The following is a 14,866-nucleotide window of genomic DNA, read 5'->3' on the forward strand; positions in this document are numbered from 1 at the left end:
CTTCAGCTCGGGCGCGTCGTCCGCGGCACGCAGACGGCGTTCGAGCCGACATGCGGCAGGAAGCACTCATCCGTCGGTCCGCGCAGGTAATAGCCATTGGCCAGGTACCAGGCCTGGCTGATCTGCACGAAGGGCAGGCCACGATTGTCATCGGTACGCGGGCAGGGGCCGCCGATGCTGAAGGCGGGCGTCACCGCGCCCGAGGGCGAGGAGACGGGCAGCGAGCGCGCCACGCGGCCCTGCTGCAGCACGCCACAAGCGGCCGCCCCAGGCAGCGACTGGATCACGCCGTATTCGCCGAAATTCGCGGCCGGGCGGATGCGGATGGGCCGGCCGGCGGCGATCTCGGCGTCGGTCGGGAAGGTGATGCGGCTGTTGGGCTGCACGGGGGCAGGGACCGCGCTGGGGACCGCGGCGTTGGGCGCGGGGCCTTCGGCGGCGCAGCCGGCAAGGGCCAGCGGCGCGAGGAGGGCGAGGGGGAGCAGGCGCATGTCAGGTTTCATCCCGGGGGCGAGCGGACCATCCGCTCGCATGGGGTGAAGCCTAAGCGGTGCGTGGCGCCTTTCTCAAGCCATTCAGCCACGCGCCTCGCGCACCAGCTGGCGCAGCCGGGCTGCGGCCTCGGCGCCCTTGCGGCAATCCCGCCACATCGCCTCCGCCACGCGCTGGTGCACGGAGACGGCCTCCTCGGCCGCGGTGATGCCGGCCACGCCCGCGGCGGCGCTGGGCGGCGCATCGGCCGGGATGGGGGAGGTGACGACATGGGCACGCTCCCGCCCGCGCAGCACCATGAAGGGGCCGGCCGGCTGGATCCCGGTAGCGAGGCCGAGCTGCAGGCCGATCGGCACCGTCTCCATGATCACGGCCATGGCCTCGCACTCGATCGCCGCCGCCTCTCGCGCGCGGGAGCGCGAAGCCTCGGGGATGGTCAGGCCGCCGGCCACGCCCTCGGTCAGGAAGGTGGTGATGGCCGATTCGCTCAGCACGGCGATCACGGAGGGGCGCTTCTGGACGTAGAGGCGCTTGCGCGCCGTCAGCGCACCCAGCGCCTGTTCGATGAGCGAGATGGCCACGGTGCGATCCGGCCCGGCCGGCACGGCCTGGGTCCAGGCTTCGGCCAGGGCGCCTTCCAGCGCCTCGCCCGTGATCTGCCAGCAGAAGGCGCCGCCCGCGAGCAGCACCTGGTCGGCCTGCTCTTCCAGGCCGCGCAGCCGCTCCTGGAAGGCGGCGGGCCGGGCGAAGTATTCGATGCCGATGCCCAGCAGCGAAAGCGGCGAGACCTTGAGCAGTTCGGCGAGACGGCGGATCGTCTCAAGCTTGATGACCTCGCCCTTCTCATAGCGATAGAGCGCGGCGCGTGAGACGCCGAGGCGGGCGGCGATCTCCTCGGCCCGCATGCCGGACTCCATCCGGTAGGCGCGGAGCTGTTGACCGATGTCAGCGAATTTCATGTGATTCTGCCCCGATGCTCAGCAAGCTGCAACCGCAAGGTGGTAAGGCTTTAAAGATACAACCTTTGGAAACGAGATCAAGCGTCATCGGTCAAGAATTGCCTCAAAAAACGTGACGGCACCGGAGTTACGCGCGATCCCGCTTTCTGGCTAGATTGTCGGGATGAACCCAGATCTCCAGTCCAAGCTCACCCTCTGGCGACGGCACCTGCACGCCAATCCCGGCCTGACCCTCGATGAGGGGGAGACGGCCGCCTTCGTGGTCGAGAAGCTGAGGGAGCTTGGCGTCACCGAGATCGAGACGGGCATCGGCGGGCATGGCGTGGTCGCCACCCTGCGGCGGGCGGCGAGCGGTGCCGGGGGCAACCGCAGCGTGGGCCTGCGGGCCGACATGGATGCGCTGCCGATCCAGGAGCTGGACGAGACGCTGCCGCATCGCAGCCGCAAGCCTGGCGTCATGCATGCCTGCGGGCATGACGGCCACACCACCGCCCTGCTGGGGGCCGCCGCCCTCCTGCTGGAGGACCAGGCCTGGTCCGGCACGGTGCGCCTGGTCTTCCAGCCGGCGGAGGAGGGCGGCGGCGGCGCACGCCACATGATCCGCGACGGCCTGTTCCAGCGCTTCCCGATGGACCGCATCTTCGGCTGGCACAATTGGCCCGGGCTCGCGGCCGGGCACATCGCCATCCATGACAAGGCCGTGATGGCTGCCGGCGCCCGCTTCGAGATCATTTTCGAGGGCCATGCCGGCCACGCCGCCCTGCCGCACATGACGCGCGATCCGATGCTGGGCGCGGGCCACGCCATCGTGGCGCTGCAATCCATCGTGGCGCGTGGGGTGGACCCGCTCGAATCGGCGGTCGTCTCCGTCACCATCGCGGAAGCCGGCTCGGCCGGGAACCAGATCTCGAGCCGCGCCCGGCTGCACGGCACCGCCCGCTGGCTGGACGAGGCTGTGGGCGACCTCATCGAGACCCGCATGCGCGAGATCGCGCACGGGATCGCCGCCGCCTTCGGCCTCACCGCCTCGGTCGAGTTCCGCCGCGGCGTGCCCGTCACCGCGAACCACCCGGCCGAGCGCGAGACGGCCGCCGCCGCGGCGGCCAGCGTCACCACCGCCAGGCGCGACCTGCCGCCCGCCATGACCGGCGAGGACTTCTCCTGGTTCCTCAACGAGGTGCCCGGTGCCTTCGTCTGGATCGGCAATGGCCCGGCCGATGGGGGCCGCGAGCTGCACCATCCCGCCTATGACTTCAACGATGACGTGCTGCCGGTGGCCTCCAGCTACCTCGCCGCCGTTGCAAAGCGTGCCCTCGGAGAGGATTGATGACCGACATTTCCCGCCTGCGCCGCTTCATCCAGGCGATGACGCGCCTCGCCGACCAGAACCCCTCCGAGGAGCGCTGGCTCTCCGAGGGACAGGCGCTGCTGGCCGACCTCATCGCCCAGGATGACTGGCTGCCCGAGGCGCTGGCCGAGCCGGGGCCTACCTACCGCCAATACCTGCTGCATTGCGACCCGCTGGAGCGCTTCTCCGTGGTCAGCTTCGTCTGGGGCATCGGCCAGCGCACGCCGATCCACAACCACAAGGTCTGGGGCCTGGTCGGCATGCTGCGCGGCGCCGAGGTCAGCGTGACCATGCACCCCGAGCCGGGCGCGCCGATGCGCGAGGGGCAGGTGGACCATCTGAGCCCCGGCCAGGTGGTGGGCGTGGGCTCGGGCGAGGAAGATGTGCACTGGGTGGAGAACGCCATCCCGGATCGCCCCTCCATCTCGATCCATGTCTATGGCGGCAATATCGGTGCGATCGAGCGCCACACCTTCGATCCGCAGACGAGTGCCAGGAAGCGCTTCGTCTCGGGCTACACGAACACGGTGGTGCCGAACCTCTGGGACCGCTCGATGGAGATGGCCTGAGGGTTCGGGCTGATTCTGAGAATTTCTGTAGAATCAGCGGATTATTTGTCGTTCTTGATGTGTTGGATCACATCGAAACCCTCGAAGCTTGGCGGGCCCAGCGTGAGGTTCCGGCTGCTGCCCGCCCCCGAATGCGCCCGGCGGAACTGCTCCGAGCGCGTCCAGGCTTCGAAATCCCCGCGCGAGGCCCAGAGCGTGGAGGAGGTGTAGAGGATGTGATCCTCCGCCTGTGGGCCGCGCAGCAGCTGGAAGCTCACGAAGCCCGGCAGCTCATGCAGCCGGCTCTCGCGGGTCAGCCAGACCTCCTCGAAGGCGGCGGCCTGCTCGGGAATGACTCGGAAGCGGTTGGCGGCGACGAACATGGAACCCTCCTGCAGGGACCAGCATGCCCCAATCGCGCGCCCCCGTCAGCGACCCCCGTCAGCAGCCTGGGTCAGCGGCCCCGCTTCAGCGGGACGGGCGGGCCTGGGCGACGCGGGTGGCGGGCGCCGGGCGGCTGGCCATGCGCTGCTGCGTATTCGCGGCGCGATGGCGCGGCGCGGCGCTGCGCCGGGTGTAGGAGACCGGGCGGATCATGTCGTCAGCCGCATCGGCCAGCGCCGTATTGGCAGGGCGGTTGTGGATGAAGCCGTAGGTCGGATACTCGCGGCCGAAATTCTCGTTGCTCCAGCCCACCTGGACGCGCACGCGGGTCCAGGAATTGTCGGACGAGACGTCCATCACCTGCACATTGCGCATGACGGTGCCACGGCGGATGCCCGGGCCGCCCCAATTGGCGTGGTCGATCTCGATCAGGCGCGCATTGAGCACGCGGGAGACGACGGCGACATGGCCGGAGCTCATGCCCCCCGAACCCGGCCAGGCGAGCACGGAGCCCACCTGCGGGCGCTGGCCGCGGGCATAGCGGCCGGCGGCATTGTGCCACCAGTCCCGCCCATTGCCGGAAATGTCCATGCCGGTGACCGAGCGCGCATAGGGCACGCAGGTCAGGCCCCCGCCATAGCCGCCGCGGCTCTGCCGGGTCCCGGCCTGGCGGTTGGCCTGGGCCGAGGCCTGGCGGGGCTGCGATGCGGAAGCCCGCACATCCGACCGTCCATCCCCGCGCGAGGCGGAGGCCTGGGGCGCGAAGGGCGCCGTGCCAAGCAGCAGGCACATGGTCATGGTCGCGAGCTTCAGACGCATGCAGAACCCCTCCTGGGCGGTTGGAATGTTTCGCTGTGTTTCGGGTATCGGGCGAGGGCGGCCCCGGCAACCCGGAATTGCGACACACGGCGTAACCCGGCGTGATTTGTCCACAGCCCCCCTGTCTGAGCGCAAAAATCAGGACGATCTTCCTGCAAATGCCATTGGCGGAGCTTTTTGCCACAGTGTTGCGGCCGAAATGCCACAGCTTGCCTGGAAGTCATGTCGGGAGCTTCGCAGCATCATCCTGCCGCGCCGCAGTCACGTCCGACGGCCCCTGACACGAAAAAGCGCGCCGGCCTGACCAGGCCAGCGCGCTTCTCGAAGTATTGCCGGGCAATGAATGCCCGCCCGCCGGAATTACTTGCAGGCGGTGATCATGATTTCCACGAGGTGGCGCGGATCGGCCATATTGGCCTGCACGCAGGCGCGGGCCGGGCGGCCGGCATCGCCCAGCCACTCCACCCAGACCTTGTTCATCGCGTCGCGGTCACGGATGTCCTTCAGCCAGATCTGCGCCTGCAGCAGGCGCGTCGTGTCCGTGCCGTTCGCCTCCAGCAGGGCGTTGATCTTGGCGACGACCTGGCGGGTCTGGCCCGTGATGTCCTGGCTCAGGTCATCGGCGGTGATACCGGCCAGATACACGAAATTGTGGTACTCGACGGCGCTGCTGAGGATCTGGTTGCTGCCGGTGCGGGTGATCTTGCTCATCTGGGGCGTTGCTCCTGGTGTTGCGAAGGCCGCCAAGACTTAACGCAGGGGGCGGCAGGGCGGAAGGCGGCGGCGGACGCAATCCCGCATTGCCGCGGAAGGACGGGCGGCGCAGAGTCACGCCGACGCTCTCGGAGGACGCCGCATGCGACGCAAGACCGGCCCCATTCTCACCGCCCTCGCTCTCTCGGCCTGCTCGGCGCCGACGCTGATGCCGCCGACGCCGACCCTGACACTGAGCGACGCCATGACGCAGGCGGTGGACGCCATGGCCACCACCCGTGCCCAGGCGGCACGTCAGGGCCTGCGCGCCTGCGGAGCGGAGGTCGTGCTGCAGGTCATGCCGGCGGTGGCGGGGCAGGGGGTGCAGCTCGTCCTCGCCCCGCCCGAGGCGCAGGAGGGGGCGCATTCCAGCAGTGTGACGCTGACGCTCGCCGGCGAGAATTGCGACGCGCCGGAGCCCGCGCCCCGCGCGCGCCGGTAAGCGGTCTTCAGGCCACCGCGTAGGCGCTGCCCGAGGCGGCGGCGAAGATCATCGTCTCGAAGACCGAAACGCCATGGACCGCCTCGTCCAGCGGCAGCGGATAGGCGGGGCCGCCTGCCACCGCCGCCGCGAAGGCTTCCAGTTCCGCATGCTCGATATCCGTCACGGGGAAGTCGCGCGTCCATTCCTTGCCGTCACGGGCGCGGAAAAACAGCTGCTCATGCCCGCGCTGCTCGACCAGGCCATCCGTGCCGAACAGCGCCACGCGCCAGTAGCGCGGTGCCAGCGCCAGGGTGGCGAAGGTCACGGTCGCGCCGCTCTCCAGCGTCGCCATCATCGCCGTCGTGTCATCGATGGTGGTGCTGACGCGGGCGTGGCTCAGCACGCGCACGTCGCGGAAGCGCCCGGCCAGGTTGATGATCATGTCCACCATGTGGATGCCCATGCCGCCCATGCCCCCCAGCGGGCTTTCGGCGCGGTCGGCCCGCCACATCCCCTCCTTGTAGGCGAAGGCGCCCGGCCCGCTGAACTGGCCTTCCACGTGCAGTAGCGTGCCGAGCGCCCCTTCGGCCAGGAGCTTCTTCATCTCCGCCACGGCGGGCAGGAAGCGGCGGTTATGGCCCAGCGCCAGCACCACGCCGGCCTTCTGGCAGGCGGCGACGGCGGCCTCCGCACTCGCCTTGCTGAGCGTGAAGGGCTTCTCGACGAAGACGTGCTTGCCCGCGGCGGCGGCGGCGATCACCTGCTCGGCATGGATGCCGTGCGGGCTGGCGAGCGCCACCGCCTGCACCTCGCGGTCAGCCAGCACTTCCTTATAGGTCGCGTGCAGGCGGATGCCCTTCTCGGCCGCGTAGTCGCGCGCCTTGTCCAGCGTGCCCGTCGTGCCGGCGACGAAGCGCAGCCCCGCGCCGTTCCTGCCCTGCACGGAGTTGACCAGCGTGCGGCCCCAATTGCCCATGCCGATGATCGCGGTGTTCAGCATCCAAACCAGTCCTATGTGGGATTCTCGAGATGTCTGGCCCAGGCACGCATGCGTGTCACGCCCCAGGCCGTCACCAGCAACGCGGCCCCCGCCGCGATCAGCGTGGGGAGCCGCATGCCGAAGGCTTCGCCCGCCGTGCCCAGCACCAGGGCGCCCAGGGCCGGGCAGGCGCGCGTGATGAGGCCCCAGAGGGCGAGCGTCCGCCCGCGCATCTTGGTCAGGGCGGCCGATTGCGCGAGCGTCTGCACCGAAATGCCGTGCATCGAGGCGCAGGCGCCGTAGAGCACGCCGCAGAGCACCGCGAAGGCGAACCAGCCCGTCGCCACGAAGCCCATGGCGCAAAGCGCCTGCACGCCGATCGCGACCACCGCGACCCGCGTCGTCCCCTGGAGCCGCCCGCGCGAGGCCACCCAGAGCCCCGCCACCAGCGCGCCCACGCCGATCGCCGCGGTCAGCAGCGCGAGCCCGGCCGCCCCCTGGTCGAACAGGCGCTCCACATAGGGCGGCAGCACCTCCTGGATGCCGCGCAGCAGGATGGCGCTGATGCCGGCAAAGAGCAGGATGGGCCCGATGCCCGGATGGTTGGCGGCATAGCGCACGCCCTCCACGGTTTCCGCCAGCAACGAGGCCTCGGGTGCGTGGCCCTGGATATGCGCGGGGTCCACCCGCATCAGCGGAAGGCTCGCCGTGGCGAGCACATAGGCGGCCACGTTGCAGAGGATGGCCGGCACCACGCCCCAGATCGCCACCATCGGGCCCGCGATGGCGGGCCCCAGGAAGCGCGCGACATTGTAGGTGAGCGAATTGCAGGCGACGGCCGCCGGCAGGTCCGCGCGCGGCACCAGCCCCGGCATCAGCGCCTGGCGGGCCGGCTGCGCGAAGCTCGCCGCGATCCCGCCGATCACCTCGAACAGCAGCAGCGAGCCGATGGAGATCACGCCCGTCCAGGTCAGGATGGCGATGCCCAGCGCCTGCGCGCCGATGACACCCTGCGCGATCATGGTCAGCTTTACGCGGTCCATGCGGTCCGCCACGGCGCCCGCGATGGGGCTGAAGACGACGGCGGGCGCCAGGTCGCAGAAGGCCACCATGCCGACCCAGAAGGAGGAGCGCGTCAGCTCCCAGGCCAGCCACATCACCGCGATGCGGTGCATCCAGAGCCCGGTCCAGGCGGTCAGGCTGGCCGAGAAGAAGATCCGGGCATCGCGGTGGGACAGGGCGCGGCCGAGCGCGCCGAAAGGACCCAGCTCAGGAGCTCGGCCGAGCGCCCCGGCGCGGCGGGGTGGGCGCGGGTGTCGCGGCCGGTGTCGCGGCCGGGGCCGGCTGCACCGAGGGGTCGTTCTGCGTGTTCAGGCGGATGCACTCATTGATGCGCCGCTCGAACAGGTATTGCCGCGCCAGCACATCGGTCTGGTTGGTCGAGGGCTGGCCGCCGAAGCCCGCACCGAGGCGCGAATTGCTCTCATCCTCGCGCAGCAGCATGCTGCGATCCTGCCGCTGCAGCTGCTGCGCCACCTGGGCGCGGCAGGCCTGGGCGACCGCCTCATTGGTGCGCGGGTCTCCCGGGCGTGGCGGCGACAGGGTGGGGGCGGAGAAATTCCCCGGGAAGTTGCCGGAGGGGCCGCAGGCGGCGAGGAAGAGGACGGGCAGGAGCCAGGCGGCGCGCGACATGCGGGGGCGTCTTTCGTCAGGGTGGGCGTCAGAAGGATCGTCAGGCGGAAGCATGCGAAATGCTCCGTCCCAGCATCGCACGCAATGGGCCATCCTCGAAACGCCCCGTCGCGTCGAGCGGCGCGCGGGCGGCGGCGGCGAGCAGGGCAGGGTGGAATTCGGCCCCTTCGGCCGTGATGGCAAACAGGCCGCGCAGCCATTTGGCGCGCCCCAGCACCTCCACCAGCGCCAGGAGGCGCAGGCAGAGCGCGAGGCCCGCCAGGGAATCGAGCCCATCGCGCCGTGCCATCGCCTCGGCCCAGCAGGCGGCATCCGTGTCGGTCAACGCGATCTCCACGCCGTCCTGGAAGGCGATCAGTCGCGCCGGACCCCAAAGCCCTGCCTCGGCCGAGGCGCGGGCCGCCTCCCAGGCGGATTCGAGGGCCGAGGGCCGCACCGGCGGCAGGGCCGAGGCGGCGACGCCGATCTCATGCCGCAACGCGCCGGAGGGCAGGGCGGTGGTGGTGACGGTCACGGGCAGGGGCGATCAGTTCGCGGCGAGCTGCGCCTCGCGCTGCCCGGCGGAGCGGAGCAGGGCGGCCGCCAGCGCCTCGGCGAGGCAGGCATAGCCGCGATCATTGTGGTGGAGGCCATCGGGCGCGATCACCTCGCCCTGCGGCAGCCCCGCCTCCTGCCAGCGGCGCATGAGGCGCGAGCGGGCGAAGAGGGGCACGCGCTCCTCCTCGGCGAGTGCGCGCATCGCCGCCTCGAAGCGGGCATGGGCCGGCGTGCCCAGGATGCGCGGCGCCTGCTGGTTGTCCATCAGCACCACCTCGACGCCGGCCTGGCGCAGGCGGCGCAGCCCCTGGCGCATCAGCGCGAGGAAGCCCTCCGGGTCGCGCCCCAGCAGCACCTCATTGCCGCCGGCCTGCCAGATGACGAGGTCCGGGTCATGCGCCAGAACATCGGCTTCGAGGCGCGCCAGCATCTCCTGGCTGGTTTCGCCCGACTTGCCGGCGTTGATGACGTTCAGCTCCACGCCCGGCAGCTTGCCGCGCAGCAGCGTCTCCAGCCGGTTCGGATAGGCCGCCTCGCGCGAGGAGGCGCCCGCACCCTCGGTCGAGGAGGAGCCGAGCGCGACGATGGTCAGCGGCTCGCCCGCATCCAGCTCGGCCTGGACGCCGAGCAGAGGGGCCAGCCGCTCGGTGACCGAGGGGCAGCCGGGGGCGGCCATTCCTGCGCCGGGGGCGAGGAGGAGGCTGAGCAGCAGGAAAGGGGGGACGCGGCGCAGCATTCACGTCATATAGGGCCTCATGACGCCCATGGCTACGCAAACCAGCAGTCCCAGCACCGCATCACTCCCGCGGCCGGGGCGGGACATGCGTGCCGACATCTGCCGGGGCCTCGCGCTCTGGATGATCGTGATCAACCACACGCCGGGCAATTGGGTGGGCGGCTTCACGCTCAAGAACTTCGCCTTCGCCGACGCGACCGAGGCCTTCGTGCTGCTGGCCGGCTATGCCGGCGCCTTCGCCTATGCCGGCCAGGCCGACCGCCAGGGCTGGGCGCCGGCGGCGGCGAGCCTCGTCCGCCGCATCGGCAAGCTCTATGTCGCGCACATCTTCCTGCTGGTGGTCTTCACCGCGCAGGTGGGGTTCTCGGCCGCGACGCTCGACCGCGCCACCTACCTGGACGAGCTGGCGCTCGACCCCTTCGCCGAGCAACCCTACCGGACGCTGCTGGAGGCGCTGCTGCTGCGCTTCCAGCCGCATTTCCTCGACATCCTGCCGCTCTACATCGTGCTGCTCGCGCTGCTCATCCCGGGGCTGCTGCTGCGCGGCCACCCCTGGGCGGTGCTGACGCTCTCCGTGGCGCTCTGGCTCGGCGTGCGGGCGGCGGGCTTCAACCTGCCGCGCTGGCAGGAGGGCGGCTGGTTCTTCAACCCGCTGGCCTGGCAGGTGCTCTTCGTCTGCGGCTTCCTGCTGGGGCAGGCGGCGCGGGGCGCGCCCTCCATCCCCCTGCCGCCCCGAAGCCCCTGGATCGCGGCGCTGGCCCTGCTGGTCCTTGGGCTCGGCGTGCTCGGCATGATCGTCTCCGAGCACCTGCCCGAGACGATGGAGGAGATGCCGCTCTGGTTCTCCGACTTCCTGGTGGGCATCGACAAGACCTCGCTCCATCCGGTGCGGCTGATCACGATGCTGGCGCTGACCTATCTCGTCGCTGCCTATGTCCCGCGTGATTGGGGCTTTCTCCGCTCGCGCTGGATCTGGCCCTTCGCCGCCATGGGACGGCACAGCCTGCCTGTCTTCTGCTTCGGCATCCTGCTCTCCTTCGCCGCGCGGCTGCTGCTGGAGCAGGATGACGGCTGGGGGATGCAACTCGCCGTCAACCTCTTCTGCTTCGCGGCCCTCGTCACCGTGGCCGTCATTGCCGACTGGGCGCGCGAGACGGTGCGCCCCAAGCCTGTCGCCAGCCCCGCCCCGACTTCCCCCCCCTTGCCGCTCCCCGGGATCGCCTGACCATGCCCTTCCCAGCCCTTGCCGCGCCCGTCTTTCCCAACCGGGCCCTTCCTGCCCTGGCCCTCGCCGCCATGGCCCTGGTGGCCGCCATCGGCGCCCCCAGGACGGCGCGCGCCGCGCTCTGCGACATCCCGCCCGAGGTGGTGAGTGCGGCCCGCCCGCTGCCAGCCACGGCCCGTGCCCTGCAGCAGGGCAATCTGCGCGTGCTGATCCTGGGCTCGGGCTCCATCACCGGCCCCGGCGCCTCGGGCCCCGACGCCGCCTGGCCCGCCCGGCTGCAGACGCTGCTTGCCGCGCGCTTCCCCGGCCGCTCGGTCGAGATCGCGCTGCGCGGCGGTCGGGGTGTCACCGTGCATGACCACCAGGCCCTGCTGCGCGAGAGCCTGGCCGCTGAGACGCCCGCCCTCGTGCTCTGGCAGGCCGGCACGGTGGAGGCGGTGCGCGGCCTCGACCCCGATGACATGGGCGAGGCGATGCGCCTCGGCCTCGAGCGCATCCGCCGCCGGGGCGCGGACATCATCATCCTCGACCAGCAATACTCCCGCTTCCTGCGCGCCAATGCGAATATCGACCCCTATCGAGACAAGCTGCGCCTCGTGGCCGCCGCCGCCGGCGCACCGCTCTTCCGCCGCTACGACCTGATGCAGCACTGGGTGGACACCGGCGCGCTCGACCTCGAGCGCACGGCGCGGGCGGATCGCGGGGCGGCGACCGACCGGCTGAATGACTGCCTGGCCCGCGCGCTGGTGGAACTCATCGCGCAGGGGGTGGCCGAGGCGCGGTGAGGGGGCGTTACTGCTCCCGGTGGCACCGGAAGTTGAAGGCGTTGCCGGTCACGACGACGCTGCCGCTCATTCCCGGTTCCATCGGGGCGCTGCCGCCGAAACAGTGACCCGGGCGCTCCCACCGGATGCCGTTGTGGAATTCCATCTCGATCGCCAGCGACTGGAGATCTTGGAGTGTCGCGCAATTCCGCTCCGCGAGCAGGCTCGTGACCCAGCGGCTGGTGTGGCGGGTTCCCTGCCAATCGGCATAGACGAAACGGCTCCGCATGACGAGGGCCGACTGGTTGATCGCGCAGACGCGGACGACCGTCTGCGCCTCGGCCGGCCCGGGGGCCATCATCGTGAAGCTGGCGGCCAGGGCGGCGGCGGCGATCAGGGGGTGGGTCAGGTGGCGCATCGGGCGGGCTCCCTCTTCTGCCGCGATGATGCACGCGGGGCTTGTGCCGTACCAATCGGTTCCGCCACCGATCCCCATCGGCCCGACCAAAGATCAGCGGGCGAGGGAGGTTCCGTGGCGCAGGATTCCGCTTTAGCGTCCGCTCCATGACCGATCCCGCCACGCTCCCCGCCGCCGAGGCCGCCGCCGCGATCGCCGCCGGCCGCCTTTCCGCCACCGAACTCGCCGAGGTCATGCTGGCCCGCATCGCGGCCCGCGAGCCCGTGCTGCGCGCCTTCACACATCACGACCCGGCGCTGGTGCGCAAGCAGGCCGCGCGGGTGGATGCGGCGCTGGCCGCGGGGGCGAAGCTGCCTCTCGCGGGCCTCTTCATGGGCGTGAAGGACGTGCTCGACACCGCCGACCAGCCCTCGCAATACGGCTCGCCCATCTGGGGCGGGCACCGGCCGCGCAGCGACGCCGCCTGCGTGGCGCTGGCCCGCCGCGCGGGCGCCATCATCGCGGGCAAGACCGTCACCACGGAATTCGCCACGCGCTTCCCGGGCCCCACCACCAACCCGCACAATCCGGGCCATACGCCGGGCGGCTCCTCCTCCGGCTCGGCGGCGGGTGTGGGCGCCGGCGTGCTGCACCTGGCCTTCGGCACGCAGACGGCCGGCTCCATCGTGCGCCCGGCCGCCTATTGTGGCGCGGTCGGCTTCAAGCCGAGCTACGGCACCTTCCACCGCGCCGGCATGAAGGTGATGAGCGAGAGCCTCGACACCATCGGCGTGATGGGCGCCAGCATCGCCGATGTCGCGCTGGGGATGACGGCGATGACCGGCTTCGACCACAGCGTGACGAAGCCCGGCCGCGCGCCGAAGCTCGCTTTGGTGCTGGCCCCCGGCCAGGCCGGCACGCCCGAGACGGCGGGGCTGATGGAGTGCGTGAGCGAGGCCGCGCGCAAGGCGGGGGCCACCGTCACGCTGATCGAGCTCGGCGCGCCCTTCACCGATGCGGTGGCGCTCCACCCGCATGTGATGAACATGGAATCCGCCGAGGCGCTGGGCTGGGAGATGGACCATGCCCGCGCCCAGCTCAGCCCCATCCTGCGCGAGAAGATGGAGTGGGGCCTCGCCGAGCCGCGCGCCAAGCTGGCCGAGGGCCGCGCCGCCTTCGCCGCCGCCCAGGCCGCCTTCAACGACGCCATCGCGGGCTATGACGCGGTGCTGACCCCCTCCGCCCCGGATGAGGCGCCGGCGGGCACCGACTACACCGGCGATCCCATGTTCAACACGCTCTGGACGCTGCTGCACACGCCCTGCGTGACGGTGCCGGTCGGCAAGGGCGCGAAGGGCCTGCCGCTGGGTGCCCAGATCGTGACGCGCCGTGGCGAAGACGCCGCCTGCCTGATGTGGGGCGAATGGCTGCATGGAGCCGTCCATGGTTGAGATTCTCGTCGCGGGTGGCGGCATTGGCGGCCTCGTCACCGCGCTCTCGCTGCAGGCGGCGGGCTTCACGCCGCGCGTCTTCGAGGCGGTGGCCGAGTACAAGCCGCTCGGCGTCGGCATCAACGTCCTGCCGCATGCGGTGCGCGAGCTGACCGAACTCGGTCTCGCGGACAAGCTGGCCGAAACCGGGATCGCGACGCGCGAGCTGCGCTATGTCAGCGCCCATGGCCAGGAGATCTGGCGCGAGGATCGCGGCCTCGCCGCCGGCTATCGCTGGCCGCAATACAGCATCCATCGCGGCCTCCTGCAGATGCTGCTGGTGGAGGAATGCCGCCTGCGCGGCATTCCGCTGCACACCGGCCATCGCGTGGCCAGCTTCGCGCAGGATGCGGATGGCGTGACCGCCCGCTTCGAGAATGGCGCGGAAGCCAAGGGCGCGGCCCTGATCGGTGCGGATGGCATCCATTCCGCGATCCGCAAGCATTTCGCGCCGGGCGAGGGCGCGCCCTCCTGGCAGGGCGCCATCCTCTGGCGGGCGACCACGGTCGCACCGCCCTTCCTGACCGGCGCCACCATGGTCCAGGCCGGCCATCACGACCAGAAATTCGTGGTCTACCCGATCCAGCGCCTGCCCGATGGCCGGATGCTGACGAACTGGATCGCGGAGATGAAGGTGGACCCCTCCAAGGGTTTCAACCGCGAGGATTGGAACCGGGGCGCCGACCGCAACGTCTTCCTGCCGCATTACGAGAGCTGGAACTGGGGCTGGCTCGACGTGCCCGGCCTGATCCGGGGCGCGGAGCAGGTGCTGGAATACCCGATGGTGGACCGGGACCCGCTCACGCGCTGGAGTGAAGGCCGCGTCACGCTGCTGGGCGATGCCGCCCACCCGATGTACCCGATCGGCTCCAATGGCGCCTCCCAGGCCATCCTCGATGCGCGGCAATTGGCGCTGCACCTGGCGCAGGCGGGTGACATCGCCGAGGGCCTGAAGCGCTACGAGGCCGCGCGCCTGCCGCCGACCGCGAAGCTGACGCTGGCCAACCGCGCCCTCGGCCCCGACCTGATCCTGGAGGAGGTGCATCGCCGCGCTCCCGGCGGCTTCACCGACCTGCATGCGGTGATCAGCCACCAGGAACTCGTGGACACGGCCGCAAACTACAAGCGCCTGGCCGGTTTCGACCCCGCTCTGCTCAATGAGCGCGAAAGCTGGAGCGTGATCCGGGGCTAGCAGGCTGCTGAAAAAGGCCAAAAGACGAAAGGGCTCCGCCCTCTCGTACTCTCCCGCCAAGAAACTCAGTTTCTTGGATCTTCGATTGTTAAATTAAATCAAATACTTATCGGAGATGCAAGAACCT

Annotated in this window: 18 protein-coding genes; 7 read left to right on the forward strand and 11 right to left on the reverse strand. The window is 70.6% G+C overall.

Features of this window, described 5'->3' with window-relative positions:
* Window positions 1-2: 2 nt before the first annotated feature.
* Together KTR66_RS18770 and KTR66_RS18775 are read right to left on the reverse strand one after the other, a co-directional pair.
* Complete coding sequence (locus KTR66_RS18770; protein ID WP_213615248.1) at window positions 3-491, reverse strand: hypothetical protein; 489 nt, start codon at window positions 489-491, stop codon at window positions 3-5.
* An 84-nt stretch (window positions 492-575) separates the two neighbouring features.
* Window positions 576-1,451 carry a helix-turn-helix domain-containing protein gene (locus KTR66_RS18775; protein ID WP_213615250.1) on the reverse strand — a complete coding sequence of 292 codons (876 nt, stop codon included), beginning with the start codon at window positions 1,449-1,451 and terminating at the stop codon, window positions 576-578.
* A gap of 163 nt (window positions 1,452-1,614) precedes the next feature.
* Between KTR66_RS18775 and KTR66_RS18780 the strand changes: the two genes are divergently transcribed.
* Window positions 1,615-2,778, forward strand: a complete 1,164-nt coding sequence (locus KTR66_RS18780; protein ID WP_213615252.1) for an amidohydrolase — start codon at window positions 1,615-1,617, stop codon at window positions 2,776-2,778.
* Complete coding sequence (locus tag KTR66_RS18785) at window positions 2,778-3,368, forward strand: cysteine dioxygenase (protein WP_213615254.1); 591 nt, start codon at window positions 2,778-2,780, stop codon at window positions 3,366-3,368. The genes KTR66_RS18780 and KTR66_RS18785 overlap by 1 nt, the downstream gene beginning before the upstream one ends.
* Window positions 3,369-3,409: 41 nt before the next feature.
* Here the strand turns inward: KTR66_RS18785 and KTR66_RS18790 are convergent, their stop codons facing one another.
* From KTR66_RS18790 to KTR66_RS18800, 3 genes are all read right to left on the reverse strand, one after another.
* Complete coding sequence (locus KTR66_RS18790) at window positions 3,410-3,730, reverse strand: antibiotic biosynthesis monooxygenase (RefSeq protein ID WP_213615256.1); 321 nt, start codon at window positions 3,728-3,730, stop codon at window positions 3,410-3,412.
* Between the two features lie 85 nt (window positions 3,731-3,815).
* Window positions 3,816-4,550 (reverse strand): CHAP domain-containing protein, encoded by a 735-nt coding sequence (locus tag KTR66_RS18795; protein ID WP_249732255.1) that lies wholly within the window; start codon window positions 4,548-4,550, stop codon window positions 3,816-3,818.
* Between the two features lie 360 nt (window positions 4,551-4,910).
* Window positions 4,911-5,261, reverse strand: coding sequence for a RidA family protein (locus KTR66_RS18800; protein WP_213615258.1), 351 nt, complete (start codon window positions 5,259-5,261; stop codon window positions 4,911-4,913).
* Between the two features lie 145 nt (window positions 5,262-5,406).
* On the opposite strand from KTR66_RS18800, the gene KTR66_RS18805 reads away from it, so the two are divergent.
* Window positions 5,407-5,745: a hypothetical protein gene (locus tag KTR66_RS18805; RefSeq protein WP_213615260.1), complete on the forward strand. Its 339-nt coding sequence runs from the start codon at window positions 5,407-5,409 to the stop codon at window positions 5,743-5,745.
* Between the two features lie 7 nt (window positions 5,746-5,752).
* On the opposite strand, the gene KTR66_RS18810 is transcribed toward KTR66_RS18805, so the two are convergent.
* From KTR66_RS18810 to KTR66_RS18830, 5 genes are read right to left on the reverse strand one after another with little or no spacing between them, the layout of a single operon-like run.
* The gene (locus KTR66_RS18810; RefSeq protein WP_213615262.1) at window positions 5,753-6,727 is read right to left on the reverse strand and encodes a Gfo/Idh/MocA family protein; all 975 of its coding nucleotides are present in this window, start codon (window positions 6,725-6,727) and stop codon (window positions 5,753-5,755) included.
* Window positions 6,728-6,738: 11 nt separating this feature from the next.
* Window positions 6,739-7,974 (reverse strand): MFS transporter, encoded by a 1,236-nt coding sequence (locus tag KTR66_RS18815; RefSeq protein ID WP_213615286.1) that lies wholly within the window; start codon window positions 7,972-7,974, stop codon window positions 6,739-6,741.
* A gap of 1 nt (window position 7,975) precedes the next feature.
* Window positions 7,976-8,398 carry a hypothetical protein gene (locus tag KTR66_RS18820; RefSeq protein ID WP_213615264.1) on the reverse strand — a complete coding sequence of 141 codons (423 nt, stop codon included), beginning with the start codon at window positions 8,396-8,398 and terminating at the stop codon, window positions 7,976-7,978.
* Between the two features lie 40 nt (window positions 8,399-8,438).
* Window positions 8,439-8,912 (reverse strand): hypothetical protein, encoded by a 474-nt coding sequence (locus tag KTR66_RS18825; RefSeq protein ID WP_371819169.1) that lies wholly within the window; start codon window positions 8,910-8,912, stop codon window positions 8,439-8,441.
* Between the two features lie 12 nt (window positions 8,913-8,924).
* The gene (locus tag KTR66_RS18830; protein ID WP_213615266.1) at window positions 8,925-9,671 is read right to left on the reverse strand and encodes a GDSL-type esterase/lipase family protein; all 747 of its coding nucleotides are present in this window, start codon (window positions 9,669-9,671) and stop codon (window positions 8,925-8,927) included.
* An 85-nt stretch (window positions 9,672-9,756) separates the two neighbouring features.
* On the opposite strand from KTR66_RS18830, the gene KTR66_RS18835 reads away from it, so the two are divergent.
* The gene (locus KTR66_RS18835) at window positions 9,757-10,896 is read left to right on the forward strand and encodes an OpgC family protein (RefSeq protein WP_213615268.1); all 1,140 of its coding nucleotides are present in this window, start codon (window positions 9,757-9,759) and stop codon (window positions 10,894-10,896) included.
* Window positions 10,897-10,898: 2 nt separating this feature from the next.
* A complete protein-coding gene (locus KTR66_RS18840; RefSeq protein ID WP_213615270.1) occupies window positions 10,899-11,681 on the forward strand; it encodes an SGNH/GDSL hydrolase family protein in 783 nt (260 codons plus the stop codon).
* Window positions 11,682-11,688: 7 nt separating this feature from the next.
* Here the strand turns inward: KTR66_RS18840 and KTR66_RS18845 are convergent, their stop codons facing one another.
* The gene (locus KTR66_RS18845) at window positions 11,689-12,078 is read right to left on the reverse strand and encodes a hypothetical protein (protein WP_213615272.1); all 390 of its coding nucleotides are present in this window, start codon (window positions 12,076-12,078) and stop codon (window positions 11,689-11,691) included.
* A 146-nt stretch (window positions 12,079-12,224) separates the two neighbouring features.
* Between KTR66_RS18845 and KTR66_RS18850 the strand changes: the two genes are divergently transcribed.
* Complete coding sequence (locus KTR66_RS18850) at window positions 12,225-13,508, forward strand: amidase (RefSeq protein ID WP_213615274.1); 1,284 nt, start codon at window positions 12,225-12,227, stop codon at window positions 13,506-13,508.
* A complete protein-coding gene (locus tag KTR66_RS18855) occupies window positions 13,501-14,739 on the forward strand; it encodes a flavin-dependent oxidoreductase (protein WP_213615276.1) in 1,239 nt (412 codons plus the stop codon). The genes KTR66_RS18850 and KTR66_RS18855 overlap by 8 nt, the downstream gene beginning before the upstream one ends.
* Window positions 14,740-14,866: the final 127 nt, after the last annotated feature.

Source organism: Roseococcus sp. SDR, from assembly GCF_019083995.1.
In the GTDB taxonomy this organism is placed as follows: domain Bacteria; phylum Pseudomonadota; class Alphaproteobacteria; order Acetobacterales; family Acetobacteraceae; genus Roseococcus.